This window comes from Microbispora catharanthi (assembly GCF_006334915.2).
Lineage (GTDB): Bacteria > Actinomycetota > Actinomycetes > Streptosporangiales > Streptosporangiaceae > Microbispora > Microbispora catharanthi.
In genome coordinates this window covers 137,314-151,820 of the sequence record NZ_VDMA02000012.1, presented here as the reverse complement: position 1 = coordinate 151,820, position 14,507 = coordinate 137,314, and the positions used below count along the sequence as shown (strand labels likewise).

General features: G+C 71.4%; 14 protein-coding genes. 11 read left to right on the top strand and 3 right to left on the bottom strand.

Annotation, left to right across the window (positions count from 1 at the left end):
- Nucleotides 1–111: 111 nt before the first annotated feature.
- The 4 genes from FH610_RS22885 (at nt 112) to FH610_RS22870 (ending at nt 6,487) form a co-directional block, all read left to right on the top strand.
- Nucleotides 112–1,224, top strand: a complete 1,113-nt coding sequence (locus FH610_RS22885) for a polyprenyl synthetase family protein (RefSeq protein WP_139576673.1) — start codon at nt 112–114, stop codon at nt 1,222–1,224.
- A gap of 258 nt (nt 1,225–1,482) precedes the next feature.
- Nucleotides 1,483–2,856, top strand: a complete 1,374-nt coding sequence (locus tag FH610_RS22880; protein ID WP_139576779.1) for a family 2B encapsulin nanocompartment shell protein — start codon at nt 1,483–1,485, stop codon at nt 2,854–2,856.
- Entirely contained in the window at nt 2,856–5,159 is a 2,304-nt protein-coding gene (locus FH610_RS22875) for a terpene synthase family protein (protein ID WP_167538763.1), read from the top strand. The genes FH610_RS22880 and FH610_RS22875 overlap by 1 nt, the downstream gene beginning before the upstream one ends.
- The gene (locus tag FH610_RS22870) at nt 5,156–6,487 is read left to right on the top strand and encodes a family 2B encapsulin nanocompartment shell protein (RefSeq protein WP_139576672.1); all 1,332 of its coding nucleotides are present in this window, start codon (nt 5,156–5,158) and stop codon (nt 6,485–6,487) included. The genes FH610_RS22875 and FH610_RS22870 overlap by 4 nt, the downstream gene beginning before the upstream one ends.
- Nucleotides 6,488–6,544: 57 nt before the next feature.
- On the opposite strand, the gene FH610_RS22865 is transcribed toward FH610_RS22870, so the two are convergent.
- Nucleotides 6,545–7,309 carry an SDR family NAD(P)-dependent oxidoreductase gene (locus FH610_RS22865; protein ID WP_139576671.1) on the bottom strand — a complete coding sequence of 255 codons (765 nt, stop codon included), beginning with the start codon at nt 7,307–7,309 and terminating at the stop codon, nt 6,545–6,547.
- 37 nt (nt 7,310–7,346) lie between these two features.
- Between FH610_RS22865 and FH610_RS22860 the strand changes: the two genes are divergently transcribed.
- The 4 genes from FH610_RS22860 (at nt 7,347) to FH610_RS22845 (ending at nt 9,977) form a co-directional block, all read left to right on the top strand.
- A complete protein-coding gene (locus FH610_RS22860) occupies nt 7,347–7,643 on the top strand; it encodes an ArsR/SmtB family transcription factor (protein WP_338104572.1) in 297 nt (98 codons plus the stop codon).
- A gap of 87 nt (nt 7,644–7,730) precedes the next feature.
- Nucleotides 7,731–8,531 (top strand): IclR family transcriptional regulator, encoded by an 801-nt coding sequence (locus FH610_RS22855; protein ID WP_139576670.1) that lies wholly within the window; start codon nt 7,731–7,733, stop codon nt 8,529–8,531.
- A 126-nt stretch (nt 8,532–8,657) separates the two neighbouring features.
- Nucleotides 8,658–9,182, top strand: coding sequence for a hypothetical protein (locus FH610_RS22850; RefSeq protein WP_139576669.1), 525 nt, complete (start codon nt 8,658–8,660; stop codon nt 9,180–9,182).
- Nucleotides 9,183–9,335: 153 nt separating this feature from the next.
- A complete protein-coding gene (locus FH610_RS22845; RefSeq protein WP_167538762.1) occupies nt 9,336–9,977 on the top strand; it encodes a LysE family translocator in 642 nt (213 codons plus the stop codon).
- Here the strand turns inward: FH610_RS22845 and FH610_RS22840 are convergent.
- Together FH610_RS22840 and FH610_RS22835 are read right to left on the bottom strand one after the other, a co-directional pair.
- A complete protein-coding gene (locus FH610_RS22840) occupies nt 9,937–11,349 on the bottom strand; it encodes a condensation domain-containing protein (RefSeq protein ID WP_139576668.1) in 1,413 nt (470 codons plus the stop codon). The genes FH610_RS22845 and FH610_RS22840 overlap by 41 nt on opposite strands.
- A gap of 236 nt (nt 11,350–11,585) precedes the next feature.
- On the bottom strand, nt 11,586–11,855 hold the full coding sequence (locus FH610_RS22835; protein WP_139576667.1) for a DUF6191 domain-containing protein: 270 nt from the start codon (nt 11,853–11,855) through the stop codon (nt 11,586–11,588).
- 126 nt (nt 11,856–11,981) lie between these two features.
- On the opposite strand from FH610_RS22835, the gene FH610_RS22830 reads away from it, so the two are divergent.
- From FH610_RS22830 to FH610_RS22820, 3 genes are all read left to right on the top strand, one after another.
- Nucleotides 11,982–12,896 (top strand): DNA-3-methyladenine glycosylase family protein, encoded by a 915-nt coding sequence (locus FH610_RS22830; RefSeq protein ID WP_139576666.1) that lies wholly within the window; start codon nt 11,982–11,984, stop codon nt 12,894–12,896.
- Between the two features lie 366 nt (nt 12,897–13,262).
- Nucleotides 13,263–13,790 (top strand): hypothetical protein, encoded by a 528-nt coding sequence (locus FH610_RS22825; RefSeq protein ID WP_139576665.1) that lies wholly within the window; start codon nt 13,263–13,265, stop codon nt 13,788–13,790.
- A 167-nt stretch (nt 13,791–13,957) separates the two neighbouring features.
- Nucleotides 13,958–14,449 carry a VOC family protein gene (locus FH610_RS22820; protein WP_139576664.1) on the top strand — a complete coding sequence of 164 codons (492 nt, stop codon included), beginning with the start codon at nt 13,958–13,960 and terminating at the stop codon, nt 14,447–14,449.
- Nucleotides 14,450–14,507 lie beyond the last annotated feature (58 nt).

The window sequence follows — 14,507 nt, the reverse complement described above, 5'->3', positions numbered from 1 at the left end:
GAGTGCGGCGGGGCGAGAAGTTCCGACTATCGGAACGGCCGGTTCTACTTTGCGTGTTCATTAAGTAACTTTCCGCAAGGGATACCGGCTCGCCGAGCGAGGAGGCCGAGCATGACCGCGGACACCGTGGACACGTCCATCAAGGGGATCACCGGCGTCGGTGACACCGGCGGCGTCGCCGCCGTCACGAGCGCCGTCCGGGGACGGGTCGACGAGCTGCTGGCCGGCTTCCTCGACGCCCGGCGTCCCCCCGTCGGCGATCCGGACGTCGCCGAGGGCTACCGGCTGCTCCGCGAGTTCGTCGTCGAGGGCGGCAAGCGCATCCGGCCGCTGCTGTGCTACTGGGGCTGGCGGGGCGCGGGCGGCGAGGAGCCGCACGAGGACCGGGCCGTCGTCACCGGCGCGGCGCTGGAGCTCTACCACGCCGGTCTGCTGATCCACGACGACGTCATGGACGGCAGCGAGCTGCGCCGCGGGCGCCCGACCATCCACAGGGGGCTCGCCGGGGCCCCACGGTGGACGGGCGCGGAGACCTTCGGCCAGTCCGCCGCGATCCTGCTCGGAGTGCTCGCGCAAGCGTGGGCGGACGAGCTGCTCGCGGACGCCGCCGCCGGCGACGCGCGGGGGCGGGCGGCGCGCGCGCTGTTCAACCGGATGCGCACGGAGGTCGTCACCGGGCAGTATCTCGACATCCTGGCGCACGCCCGCGCGGACGCGGACGTCGAACAGGCCCTGACGGTGATCCGCTACAAGACGGCCCGATACACCGTGGAGCGCCCGCTGCAGATCGGCGCGGCGCTCGCCGGGGCCCCGCCCGCCCTGCTGGAGGCGTACTCCCGGTTCGGCCTGCCGCTCGGGGAGGCGTTCCAGCTGCGCGACGACGTCCTCGGCGTCTTCGGCGACCCCGCCGTCACCGGCAAGCCGGTCCTCGACGACCTGCGTGAGGGAAAGCGGACCGTGCTCATGGCGTACGCGTACGCGCGGGCGCGAGGACCGGAACGGGACCGGCTGCGGACCTGGCACGGCGCCCCCGACCTGGACGAACGGCGGGCGGCCGAGCTCAGGCAGATCATCGTGGACACCGGCGCCCTCGGCGAGGTCGAGGACCTCATCGCCCTGCGGGCGGGGCAGGCGCTCGGCGCGCTGAGCGACTGCGCGATCGCCCCGGAGGCGGCGCGGGCTCTCGCGGTGCTCACCGAGCGGCTCACCCGCCGCGTCCGGTGAGGCGCGCGGTCGGTACGCCCGCCTCTCTCCTGACTCCCGCTCTCCTTGCTCCCGCCGCCGGAACACTCCGGCCGCATCCACGTGCGGCCGTACGGGCACCCGGCGCATTCGGTGCACGCGGTGTGGCCCTGTCCGGGCCGGTACGACTCTGATCTTTTCTCTCCCCCTCCGCCGCTCGGCGACGAGCGTGTCCAGTCACCGAACAACCGGCCGCCGTGCCGATCACAGATGGGGTGATGTGCCGTGACCGAAAACACCATGCCGACCGACAACCGGTTGAGCCTCAGCACCAGGGCCGCGCGCAACCTGGCCACGACGACCAAGACCCCGCCGCAGATGCAGGAGATCACCTCCCGTCATCTGCTGCGCGTGCTGCCCTGGATCGAGGCGGTGGGCGGCGCCTACCGGGTCAACCGGCGGCTGACCTACCAGATGGCCGACGGGCGGGTGACGTTCGTCTCGACCGGGGCGGACGTGCGGGTCATCTCCGCCGAGCTGTGCGAGCTGCCCGCCCTGCGCGGCTTCGGCGACGCCGAGGTGCTCGCCGCCATGGCCGACCTGTTCACCCAGCGGGAGTACGAGGCCGGCCAGGTCATCGCGCAGGCCGGCACCCCGATGGACGAGGTCGTGCTCCTGGCCCACGGCAAGGTCGACAGGCTCGGCGAGGGGGCGTACGGCAACGAGACGCGGCTCGGGGTGCTGGCCGACGGCGAGTACGTCGGCGAGCAGATGCTGGTGAACGCGGACGCGCGGTGGGAGTGGACGGTCAAGGCGGTGACGTCGTGCACCGTGCTCACCCTCGGCAGGGAGGAGTTCGAACGGCTGCTCACGCTGTCGGACAGCCTGCGTGAGCACGTGCAGGCCTATCGGGAGGACCCGGACCGGCCGGTGAACCGGTATGGCGAGGCGGAGATCGCTTTGGCGGCGGGGCATGTGGGTGAGGCGACGCTGCCGGGGACGTTCGTGGACTACGAGCTGGGGCCGCGTGAGTACGAGCTGAGTGTGGCGCAGACGATTTTGCGGGTGCACTCGCGGGTGGCGGATCTGTACAACGAGCCGATGAACCAGACCGAGCAGCAGTTGCGGCTGACGATCGAGGCGTTGCGGGAGCGTCAGGAGCACGAGCTGGTCAACAACCGCGACTTCGGGCTGTTGTACAACGCCGACCTCAAGCAGCGCCTTCACACCCGTTCCGGCCCGCCCACCCCCGACGACCTCGACGAGCTGCTCGCCACGGTCTGGAAGAACCCGAACGTCATGTTCGCCCACCCCAAGGCGATCGCGGCCTTCGCCCGTCAGTGCAACGCCCGGGGCATCTACCCCCAGACCGTGGAGTTCAACGGCCAGAAGGCCCCGGCCTGGCGCGGGGTGCCGATGCTGCCGTGCAACAAGATCCCGGTGAACGACAAGGGCATCAGCTCGATCATGGTCATGCGCCTGGGGGAGAAGGACCAGGGCGTCGTCGGCCTGCGCCGCACCGGACTGGTGGACGAGTACGAGCCCGGTCTGTCGGTGCGCTTCATGAGCATCGACGAGAAGGCGATCATCTCCTACCTGGTGACCACCTACTACTCGGCGGCGGTACTGGTCCCCGACGCCCTCGGCATCCTGGAGAGCGTCGAGGTCCTGTGATGCCCTCCTACCGGCTGCCGGACTTCTACCTCCCCTATCCGCCCCGGCTGAACCCGCACGTGGAGACCGCCCGGGCGCACACACGGGGGTGGGCGGCGGACATGGGCATGCTCGACGACCCGGACATCTGGACCGAGGAGTCGCTCGACGCGATGGACTACGGCCTGATGTGCGCCTACACCCATCCCGACTGCTCCGCCACCGAACTGGACCTGGTCACGGACTGGTACGTGTGGGTCTTCTACTTCGACGACCACTTCCTGGAGACCTTCAAACGCAGCAGGGACCTGGACGGCGCCCAGGACTACCTGGACCGGCTCGACGCGTTCATGACGGACGACCCGCCCGAGCCGACGAACCCCGTGGAGCGGGGCCTGGCCGACCTCTGGCCCCGGACCGTGCCCGCCATGTCGGAGGCGTGGCGGCGCCGGTTCGTCCGGGTCACGCGCGACCTCCTGCAGGAGTCGATGTGGGAGCTGTTCCACATCGAGCGCGAGGCCGTCTCCAACCCGATCGAGTACATCGAGGAACGCAGGAAGGTCGGCGGCGCCCCGTGGTCGGCCGCGCTGGTGGAGCACGCGGCCGGCGCGGAACTGCCCGCCCGGCTCGCGGATTCCCGGCCGATCCGGGTGCTGACCGAGTCGTTCGCCGACTCCGTGCACCTGCGCAACGACCTGTTCTCCTACGAACGGGAGGTGCTGCAGGAGGGCGAGCTGTCCAACTGCGTGCTGGTCTGTGAGCGTTTCTTCGGCTGCGACACCGAGCGGGCCGTGGAGATCACCAACGACCTGCTCACCTCCCGGCTGCACCAGTTCGAGCACACCGCGCTGACCGAGCTTCCGGCACTGTTCGCGGACGAGGGAGTCCTGCCGCCCGAGCAGGCGCTGGTCCTGAGCTACGTCAAGGGATTGCAGGACTGGCAGGCGGGCGGACACGCCTGGCATACCGCCTCCAGTCGCTACACCAAGACTGCGGGAGAAACCGGGTTCTTCGGGATGAACGTGGCCCGCGCCCACCTCACGGGCGCGGGCGGCCTGCGCAACCACACCCACCGGCCCTTCTCCGAGGCCGCGGTGCGGCTGCCGCAGCCGTACATGCCGTTCGAGGTGCGCGACAACCCGCACCTGGACGCGGCGCGAGCGGCGGACGTCGAATGGTGTGCCGCCATGGGCTTCTTCGACGGCGTCCCCGGCATCCCGGCGACCGCCGTGTGGAACGAACCGCAACTCGTCGGCTTCGACCTCGCCCTGTGCGCGTCCGGCATCAACCCGGACGCCCCGGCCGGCGAACTGATCCTGGCCACCAACTGGCTGGCCTGGGGGACGTACGGCGACGACTACTATCCCCGGGTCTATGGGGCGGCGCGCGACCTGGTCGGCGCGAAGCTCGGCAACCGGCGGCTCAAGGAGTTCATGCCACTGGACCTCGTCCCGCGCCTGACCCCGATGACAGGGCTGGAACGCGGGCTGGCCGACCTGTGGCCGCGCACCGCCGGGCCGCTGCCGGAGGGCTCCCGCCGGGCCTTCCGCGCCACCGTGGAGGAGATGATCGACAGCTGGGTGTGGGAGCTGGCCAACCAGGCCCAGCACCGCGTGCCCGATCCGGTCGACTACATCGAGATGCGGCGCAGGACGTTCGGCTCGCAGATGACGATGAGCCTGGCCAGGCTGGCGCCGGGCCGGGTCATCCCCACCGAGATCCATCGGACTCGCGAGTTCCTCGGCATGACCGATGCCGCGCAGGACTACGCGTGTCTGCTGAACGACCTGTTCTCCTACCAGAAGGAGATCCAGTTCGAGGGTGAGCTGCACAACGCCGTCGTGGTGCTGGGCACCTTCTTCGACTGCGCGCCCGACGAGGCGGTGACCGTGGTGGACGCGCTCATGACCAGCCGGATGAGGCAGTTCGAGCACATCACCACCGTCGACCTGCCCGCCCTGCTCGACCGCGTCGAGGCGGAGGAGGCCGTACGGGAGTCGGTCGAAGGATACGTGTCCGACCTGCGCAACTGGATGGCCGCGATCCTGCGCTGGCACCAGCGGTCCCGGCGCTACTTCGAGGAGGAGTTGCGCAGGGGCCCGGCGGCCCGGTGGTCCCAGGGGCCGACGGGGCTCGGGACGGCCACCGCACGCATCCTCTCCCTGGCGCCGCCGGCTCGCGGGTCGCAGGCGCTCACGGCGTCGTCCGTGACGGCGCCCGCTCTCGGGCGGTCTGATCTGGCGCCGTCTGATCTCGCACCGTCTGATCTGGCGGCGTCCGATCTCGCGGTGCCGGCTCACTCGCTGCCGGTGGGGGCGCCATGACCGCGGCGCGCCTGACCCTGAGCACGGCCGCCGCGCGGAACCTGGCGACGACCACCAAGACGCCGCCGCAGATGCGGGAGATCACTCCCCGGCACCTGCTGCGGGTGCTTCCGTGGACGGAGGTCCAGGGCGGCGTCTACCGGCTCAACCGCCGGCTCACCTGCACGGTGGGGGACGGGCGGGTGAGCTTCGTCTCCACCGGGGCGCGGGTGCGCGTCATCCCGGCCGAGCTGTGCGAACTGCCGTCCCTGCACGACTACGGCGACCTGGACACCCTCGGGGCGCTGGCGGACCGGTTCGTCCAGCACGACCTGCGTCCGGGCGAGCCGGTGCCGCCGGGCCAGGTGGTGCTCGTCGCCCACGGCAAGATCGCACGCGTCGGCGCCGGCGCGTACGGCGGCGAGGCCCTGCTCCAGGTCCTGGCCGACGGAGACCACCTGGGGGACCTCACCGGCCCGGGGGCCTCGCCCGCCAAGGCCCTCACCTCCTGCATCGTTCTCGTCCTCGACCGGTCGGCGCTGGACAACCTGACCGCGCTCGCCGGTGGCCTGCGCGAGCATCTCGGCCGTCCTCCCGCGGCGCGGCCGGTGAACCGGTATGGCGAGGCGGAGATCGCTCTGGCGGCGGGGCATGTGGGTGAGGCGACGCTGCCGGGGACGTTCGTGGACTACGAGCTGGGGCCGCGTGAGTACGAGCTGAGTGTGGCGCAGACGATTTTGCGGGTGCACTCGCGGGTGGCGGATCTGTACAACGAGCCGATGAACCAGACCGAGCAGCAGTTGCGGCTGACGATCGAGGCGTTGCGGGAGCGTCAGGAGCACGAGCTGGTCAACAACCGCGACTTCGGGCTGTTGTACAACGCCGACCTCAAGCAGCGCCTTCACACCCGTTCCGGCCCGCCCACCCCCGACGACCTCGACGAGCTGCTCGCCCGCCGGCGCAGCTCGCACTACTTCCTCGCCCATCCCCGGGCCATCGCCGCCTTCGGCCGGCAGTGCACGCGGCGCCGCGTGTATCCGGACGTCACCGAGGTCAACGGGGCGACGGTCATGGCGTGGCGGGGGGTGCCGATACTGCCCTGCGACAAGATCCCGATCACCGAGGGCGGGCTCAGCTCGATCCTGGTGATGCGCACCGGGGCAGAGAAACAGGGCGTGGTCGGCCTGCGCCGCACGGGGCTGACGGACGAGTACGAGCCCGGTCTGTCGGTGCGCTTCATGGGCATCGACGAAAAGGCGATCATCTCCTACCTGCTGACCACCTACTACTCGGCGGCCGTCCTGGTCCCCGACGCCCTCGGCGTACTGGAAAGCGTCGAGGTGAACTGAGGTACGCATCCGGCCGGGGTGCTCGGGGATCACCTCGGCCGGATGCGGTTCCCCGGGTCAGGTGAGCTCCAGACCGCCGTCGAGGGTGAGGACCTGGCCGGTGAGCCAGGTCGCGGCGGGATCGGCGAGGTGGAGGATCCACTCGGCCACCTCTCCGGGCTCGCCACGCCTGCCGAGGGGGATGCGACGGGCCTCGTCCTGCTTGGTCTGCTCGACGACGGTCTCGGGAAGACCGGCGGCGGTGAGTGCCTCGCTCTCGGTCGGCCCGGGGGCCAGGGCGTTGACCCGGATCCCGTCCCCGGCGAGTTCCAGCGCCCAACTGCGGGTGAGGTGCTCGATCGCGGCTTTCGAAGCGGCGTAGTGCGCCCCGCCGGGCAGCGGCCGGTGGCCGTAGGTGCTCGAGATGTTGACGATCGATCCGCGTGTTTCCCGCAGGTGGGGCAGCGCCGCTCGGGCGAGCAGGCTGGGCGCGGTGACGTTGAGGTCGAACAGGTCGGTGACGCGCGCCGCCGTCGTCTCGGCCAGCGGCATGACCGTGGTCGCGCCGGCGTTGTTGACCAGCACGTCCAACCGGCCCCAGCGGTCGACGGCCGTGCGCGCGATCGTCTCGGGCGAGCCCGCGCCGCGAACATCGGCGGCGAGTGCGGCGATGCGCGGGTGCTGCCGGGCGGTCTCCTCGAGGGCGTGTGCGCGGCGGCCGATCCCGAGGACCTGGGCGCCGGCGTGTGCGAAGGCGAGGGCGGCGGCGCGTCCGATGCCCGAGCCCGCACCGGTGACGACGACGACCCGGCCGGCGAAGCGGCCGGCTGACTGTCCGGTCAAGACGACTCTTCCCTCACCGCGGTCATGGCGGCGCTCAGTGACCCGATCCGGGTGGGGCTGGTCCGGCTGCTGGCCGACGGGCGGGAGCGCGGATGGGGGGGAGCTGCGGGCCCCGGTCGCCAAGTCGACGCTCAGCCATCACCTCAGGGTTCTGCGCGACGCCGGGATCACCCGCACCCGTCAGGAGGGCACCCGCTGCTTCGTCGTGCTGCGCCGGGACGACCTGGAGACCCGGTTCCCCGGCCTGCTCGCTCCCGTGCTGGCCGCGGCGGAGTGCGACGAAGTGGGCCGGCAGGTCGGGCTGGCGTCCTCAAGCCGCGCGCTGCAGGGCTGAGGAGCCGCGCATTCGCCCCTCATGCGCCGTGCGGCACGGCTAAGGTGACCGCTGGCCGATCAGGATGTGGTTCTCGAGCGTCGCGGGGTGAGGTTGTTCGTACCGTTGGATCGCGCCCGCCGGGCGGAGGCGGCCTCCGCGCTGGGCAGCCTGGAACGCGGGATAGAAATCCTCCTGTGCCTCGCCGCCGGCATGAGGCCGATGAACCTGACCCAGGTGCACCGGTCCACCGGGTTCTCCAAGACCACCACCCATCGCCTGCTCGGGACCCTGCAGCGGCGGGGCCTGGTCACGCGCACGGGCGGCGACTACACGGTCGGCGGACGCCTCGCCGACCTCGTGCCACCGCGCGGCTGGGCGGTCCAGGGCCGTCGCCTGCCCGGCTCCCGCAGGGCGGTCCTGCCGCACCTGCTCCAGCTGTACGAGGCCACCCGGCAGACGGTCAACCTGGCCGTGCGGGACGAATTCGAGGTCGCGTACGTCGAGCGGTTGTACGGGCACAACCGGGTCAAGTCGCCGTCGGACGGCGTTGACCGGGCGCCGCTGCACTGCACGGCCACGGGCAAGGTGCTGCTCGCCTACGACGCAGGCCTGCGCGCCGCGTTCCTCGCCGCCCCGGCCCTGCGGCGGATGACCGGCCGTACGGTGACCGCGCCGGCCGCGCTGGAACGCGAGCTCGCGGCCGTCCGCGGCGAGGGCGTGGGGTACGCGCGGGAGGAGTTCGCCGAGGGAGTGTGCTGCGTCGCCGCGCCCGTCTTCGGCGGCCCGGACGGCGGGGTGTGCATGGTCGTCGCGGTCGCCGCGCCGGTGGGAGCGGCGGCGCTGCCGCGCCTGAGTGCGGCCGTGCGCAGGACCGCCCATCAGATCACCGGCGCGCTCCTCCTGTGATCCCCGCTTCGGGGATTGGGGCCGCCGGGCTCGGGGAAGGCTCGAACGAGCCGAGCGGCGGGGCCTGGGCCGCTCCGGCCGCCGGTGCCATTGACCGGCGTAGCCGTCGTGGTCTCGGGGAGAGTCATGCGTCGAGGACCGTACGCGTCCCGCCTGATCGGCCGGGCCGGCCTCGTCGCCGTTCCGGTGGCCGTGCTGCTCACGGCGTGCGGGACCCCGGAGCCGCAGATGCGGCCGCGGCCCGTGGCCACGGGCGGCCCGGTGTCCACCGCGGTCCCCGCCGCGTCGCCCTCGCCTAGCTCGTCGGTCGTATCGGCCGCGGACCATCCGGAGGCGTGCCGGAACGCCGACTGCGAGGTGGCGGTCCGTCCTGGTGACCGGTTGCGGCTCGACCGGAAGACCGGCCTCGACGCGATCACGATCGTCGCACTCGACCGGGGCGAGTTGCGGCTGCGCTTCGAAGCGGGCGCGGGTGCCTTCCACGTCGAGGGCATGAACACCAGCGTCAGCCAGGACTGCGTCAACGGCCGCTGCCGGACGGAGGGCGGGCTGACGCTGGCCCTGGGACGGCCCGGCAGGATCGGCGACATCCGCCTGCGGCTCGCGAGCGTGGCGCCCGACCACGCGGTCCTGGTCCTGTCGCCGGGGTGACCATAACCGGCGCGCCCGGCTTGGCCGTCTCGACAGGGAACCCAGGGCCTCGGCCGCGGCGTCGTTCATCCGGACGGTGATCACCACGGCAGGGTGCCCGTCGATGTGAAGAGGGTCAAGCCGGGTGCGTGCGCGTGGGTTACGGTGGCCGTCGTGAACGTCTATGGTGCGATCGCCTCGTTCGCCGTCATCGTGGCGTTGCTCACGCTCACGCCCGGCTTGGACACGGCGTTGATCCTGCGTACGTCGCTGCTCGCCGGCCGGCGACCGGCCTGGGCCGTGGTGCTCGGCATCCAGGTCGGCACCCTGCTGTGGGGCCTGCTCACGGCCGCCGGCCTGTCCGCTCTCCTCACCGCCTCCCACGTGGCGTACGAGGTGCTGCGGTGGGCGGGTGTCGCATACCTGGTCTGGATGGGCGGCAGGATGCTCTGGCAGAGCCGCACGAGCCGCACGAGCCGGATGGAGGACGTCGCACCGCCCGGCCCGCCGGAGGCCGGATGGGGACGGGCGTTCCGGCGGGGCCTGCTGACGAACCTGCTCAACCCGAAGGTGGGCGCCTTCTACGTCGCGGTGCTGCCGCAGTTCATGCCCCAAGGCGTGCCGCACGCGGTGATGGGCGTACTGCTGGCGGGCGTCCACGTCTGCGAGGCGCTGGTGTGGAGTGCCGTGCTCATCGGGTTCACCGGAATTCTGCGCGGCTGGCTGCGCAGGCCGGCGGTCAAGCGCGGCCTGGACCGGCTCACCGGCCTCATCGTCATCGGCTTCGGTCTGCGCCTGGCGATCCAGCAGTCCTGAGCCGCCCGTCGTAGGGGCCGACCCCGCACACCTCGGGGACGGCGGCGATCGGGACCTCCTCTGTGAGAGCGCGGACCAGCAGGGCCTCGACGCCGCGCAGCATCGCCTCCGCGGTGTGCGGGGGCAGGTAGGCGGTGTCCACGATGAGGCTGAGCTTCCCGGTGTCGGGGGCCGAGACGACCGTGAAGAACGCCTTGAACCGGACACCCGGCCAGGCGTTCGTGACGTACGTCCTGGTGTTTTCGGTGAGGCGGGCCACGTCCTCGTCGGGGCCGACGGGAGGCAGGCCCGGCCAGGTGCCGACGGTCCGCCTGTCGTTGAAGAACGCGTCGAGGTCCGGCTCCCGGCCGCGGCGGCGGCCGATTTCCTCCCGCATCGCCTGCATCTCGAACGGGTCGTAGTGCGCGTTGCGGTACGCCCTGAGCGCCCCCCGCTGCGCGGCCCGGCAGGCGGCGGCGAAGTCCGTGGCGGGCAGATCGAGCACGAACAGGCCGTCCTGCTCCACGGTGCCGACCATCGTGCGGACGCGCGCGTCGCGGCGGTTGCTGTGCACGAGCTGCATGACCGCACGCGGACGGCCGCTTACGACGGCCAGCACGGTGGCGCAGGCGGCGAGCAGCACGCTGGTCGTGCTCATCGTCCAGCGCTCGGCCAGCCGTTGCGCCGCGGTGGCGAGCGCCACCGACTCCATGCCGACCTCGATGAACCGCGGGTCGTCCGCCTCACGCGGCGGATGGTCGAACACGTCGAGCGGCCCCTCCGCCAGCACGGAGTGCCAGTATCGGACGGACCTGGCCGAGCGGGCGGGGTACGGCTCCTCGCGCTCCGCGGCCGCCTGGTCCATCGGCTGCCACTCGGCGGGCGGCAGTTCCTCGCCGCGCAGCAGGGCCTTCCACTCCTCCGACAGCGTGTTCAGCGCCTGGAAGTCCACCGCCAGATGGGAGAAGGCGACCGCCAGCGCCATGGGGCGGCCGTTCTTGACGACGACGGCGCAGCGCAGCGGCAGGTCCCGGTCGTGTGCGAAGGGCGTCCGGCCCAGCTCGCCCGCGAGCCGCTCGGCGACCCGCAGCGCCCGTTCCTGTCCCGCGTCCACCAGATCCACGGCTAGCTCGCCGCCGCGGCGGACCCGCTGCACCGGCCCTTCCGGGGTGAGAGCGAAGGTCGTACGCAGGCTCTCGTGGCGTTCCAGCAGCACGCGCAGCGCGTCCAGGACGCTGCCGAGGTCGCGCCTGCCGTACACCGGGAGCACCCATGGGCAGCTCAGGAACGTCTGGCTGTCGCCCATCAGGTGGACCGCCCGCCATATGAGTCGCTGTCCCCAGGTCAGCGGCGCCTGGCCCTCCCGGCTGCCGCTGAACGCCACCGTCACCATGAACCCGTCATCCCTCGGGAGGTCGGCTCGTCGCCGAGGCCGATCTCCACGCTGTCACCGAAAAGTTTCGACACGATGCCACTCCATGATCGGCACGGAATGCCTGTTAGTCCGGTTTGGTCACGCCGGAAGTCGCCGTGCAACGGAAGAATAGGCAACAGGAGTGGAAGGGCGACAGTGAAAGTCGTAAGTCTTCTGCCGAAAGCTTTCGAAGGAGAGCGTTCCGAGGTGCGGGGCTACCTCTTGTCCGGTACGACGATCGTGATCTTGTTGCGGGCGGCGTCGATGCGGTTGGCGGGTGGCGCGCCGTCGGTCTCGTCGTCGCGGAGCATCGTCTCGCTCTGCCGCTGCTCCAGTTGCACCCGTTTGGTGGAAAGGAAGGCCGCCGCGAACTCGTCGAATCCGGTGGCCGAGATGGACCGGCCGGACTTGCGGACCTTGGCCGCCCATCGCCACAGGCGTTCGAGCAGGGCCAGAAGAATCAGCGCACACGCCAGCATCTCCATGATCCCGACCGTACCTCCCGTCCTTTCCGGGTGTCCTCGTTCCCGAAGATCCGGTGTGGCCCACGGGGGTCACGCCCATGCAGGCGGAAAGATCGTCTGTCGGCCTGGCCTCGTACGATGTCGCCCATGACCAGGCACGGTTTCACGCTCACGGCAGAGGGCCCGTTCGACTTCGGCGCCACGTTGCGCTTCGTCGAGGACTGGCCGGCCACCAGCGGCCTGCCCTCCGACGGACGCGCGCTGCGCTTCGCCTACTGCGCGGAGTCCGACTGGCTGCCGATCGGCGTGACCGTGACCGCCGCGCCGGACGGGGTCGCCGTCGCCACCACGCGGGCCGCCGGGCCGCGGATCCGGGGCGAGGTGGCGCGCATCCTGTCCCTCGACGTGGACGGCTCCGGCTTCGCCGCGGCCGGCGAGGCCGACCCGGTGCTCGGCGACCTGCAGCGGAAGAGTCCCGGCCTGCGCCCGCTGGGCTTCTGGAGCCCCTGGGAGGCGGCCTGCTGGGCGGTGATCGTGCAGCGTTCGTCGATGCTCATCGCCGCCCGGCTCAAACAGCGCGTCGCGGAGCGATACGGCGCGAAGGTCGTCGTGGACGGGGAGACCTACGCCGCCTTTCCTCCGCCCATGACGCTGCTGCAGGCCGGCGGTCTCGGCCTGCCCGCGCAGAAGGAGGAGTGGCTGCGCGGGCTGGCCCGCGCGGCGCTCGACGGCGTGCTCACCGCCGAGCACCTGCGCGCGCTCGACCCCCAGGAGGCGCTGGCGGAGCTCCGCGCCCTGCCCGGCGTGGGGCCGTTCTCCGCCGGCCTGATCCTGATCCGCGGCGCGGGCGCGCCGGACGCGTTTCCGGGCGACGAACCACGCCTGTTCGCGATCCTGCGCGAGGCGTACGGGCTGCCGGAGGACGCCCCGCCTGCCGCGTACCGGAAGGTGGCCGAGGCGTGGCGGCCCTACCGGTCCTGGGCCTCCTTCCTGTTCCGGGCGTCCGGCTACGGAGCCATGGACGACGACCGGCCCCCGAGCCGTCCGACGCGAGGCCGCTGAACCCTCTGCGGCGGGCAGCGCGGTGGACGGCGGCGCGATCCTCATGCCGCGGTCGTATCGCGGCGTCTGAGAAAACGATGAACGGGCCGGGGCGTCGTCTCATCGGATTCTCACGCGGGCTGAACATCGGATGAGACTTCATCGCCCGGACGGATTCTTTCGCATAGGGTCGATCGTCGTCCACGCGCCCTCTCTGAGCTGGCGTCATAAGAATGGCGTTAGCGGGCCGCCGTGGTCGTGCGGATATTTAAGAATCGTCTCGGCCGCGAAAAAGGCCGATACGTTCTTCGGTGAAGGCGAAATCCGGTGCGGGCACCCTCTCTGTCCATTGAAACCCGCGCCGGTGGTTTTCCCGAGGAGGAACCAATGCGTGCAAAAGTAACCGCCGGACTGCTGACCGCCACCGTCGGCGCCTGTGTGCTCGTCCCGACGGCGTCGGCCTTCGCGGCGACCGGTCAGCCGGGCGCCCCGCGACCCGTGGCCACCACGACCCCCAAGCAGGACCCGAAGCCGGACAACAAGCCGGACACCAAGCCGGACGCCAAGCGGGATGACGGCGAGAACGGCTCCCGCTCCGCCGCGGCCACCTCGCTGACCATCACCGCCTCGGCGAGTGAGGAGACGGCGAAGCGGTCCCGCAACGACCGGCGTGCCAAGCAGCTGACGCTCTCGGGCTCGCTGACCTCCGGCCGGTCGGGCCTTGCCACCCAGACCATCGCCGTCTACTTCCGCAAGGCCGGCTCCGCCCGCTACACGTACGTCACCTCGACGCGTACGGGGTCGCGCGGGCAGTACAGCGTGAAGGTGAACAGCGGCGGGACGGGCACATGGAAGGCCGCCTTCGCCGGCACGCCGGCCAAGCGGCAGAGCTCCGCCACGGTGAACGTCGCCTGACGTCCACGCCATGACCGGGGGCGCGTTCCGAGGAGCGGGAACGCGCCCCCCTCTTTTCCCCACCGGGTCGCGTCCCTGATCGCCGCCGCGGCCGTCTCCACAGGCATGGCCGTTCGCCGTCGTCACGGCCTTGACCCTGACGCGGCAGGAGGCTCGACGATCAGGGCATGAGCGAGTACGTCAGTCCCGTCCCCATGCCCGCGCTCGACGCGACCGCCCCCGAGATCTACCGGGATTACTACGGCATGCCGATGTTCGTCAGCATTCCCACGCGCGACCTCGCGGCGTCGAAGGACTTCTGGACCCGCGGGCTCGGGTTCGTCGACCTGTTCTCCGTGCCGGATCGGCTGACTCATCTGCGCCGCTGGGCCTTCCAGGACGTCCTGCTCGTGCCCGCGGAACACGTGGGCGAGGTCCCGGCGATGACTGTCAGCTTCGCCTGCGTCCTCAGCCAGATCGACCAGATCGCCGTGCGCTGCGAGGAACTCGTGCCGGGCTGCACCAGCGGCCCGAGGGAGATGCCGTGGAACTCCATCGAGCTGACGGTTGTCACGCCCGAGAACGCCCGGGTGGTGATGACGGCCGCTCAGCCGCTCGATCCGCACAGTGCGCGGGCGGACGATCTGCGAGCGATGGGCATCGAGATCCCGGCCGAGTGAGCACCCCGCACGCCCGCCTCAGGCCGTGGGCCTCCGGCGAGGTCGGCGATACTGGGCC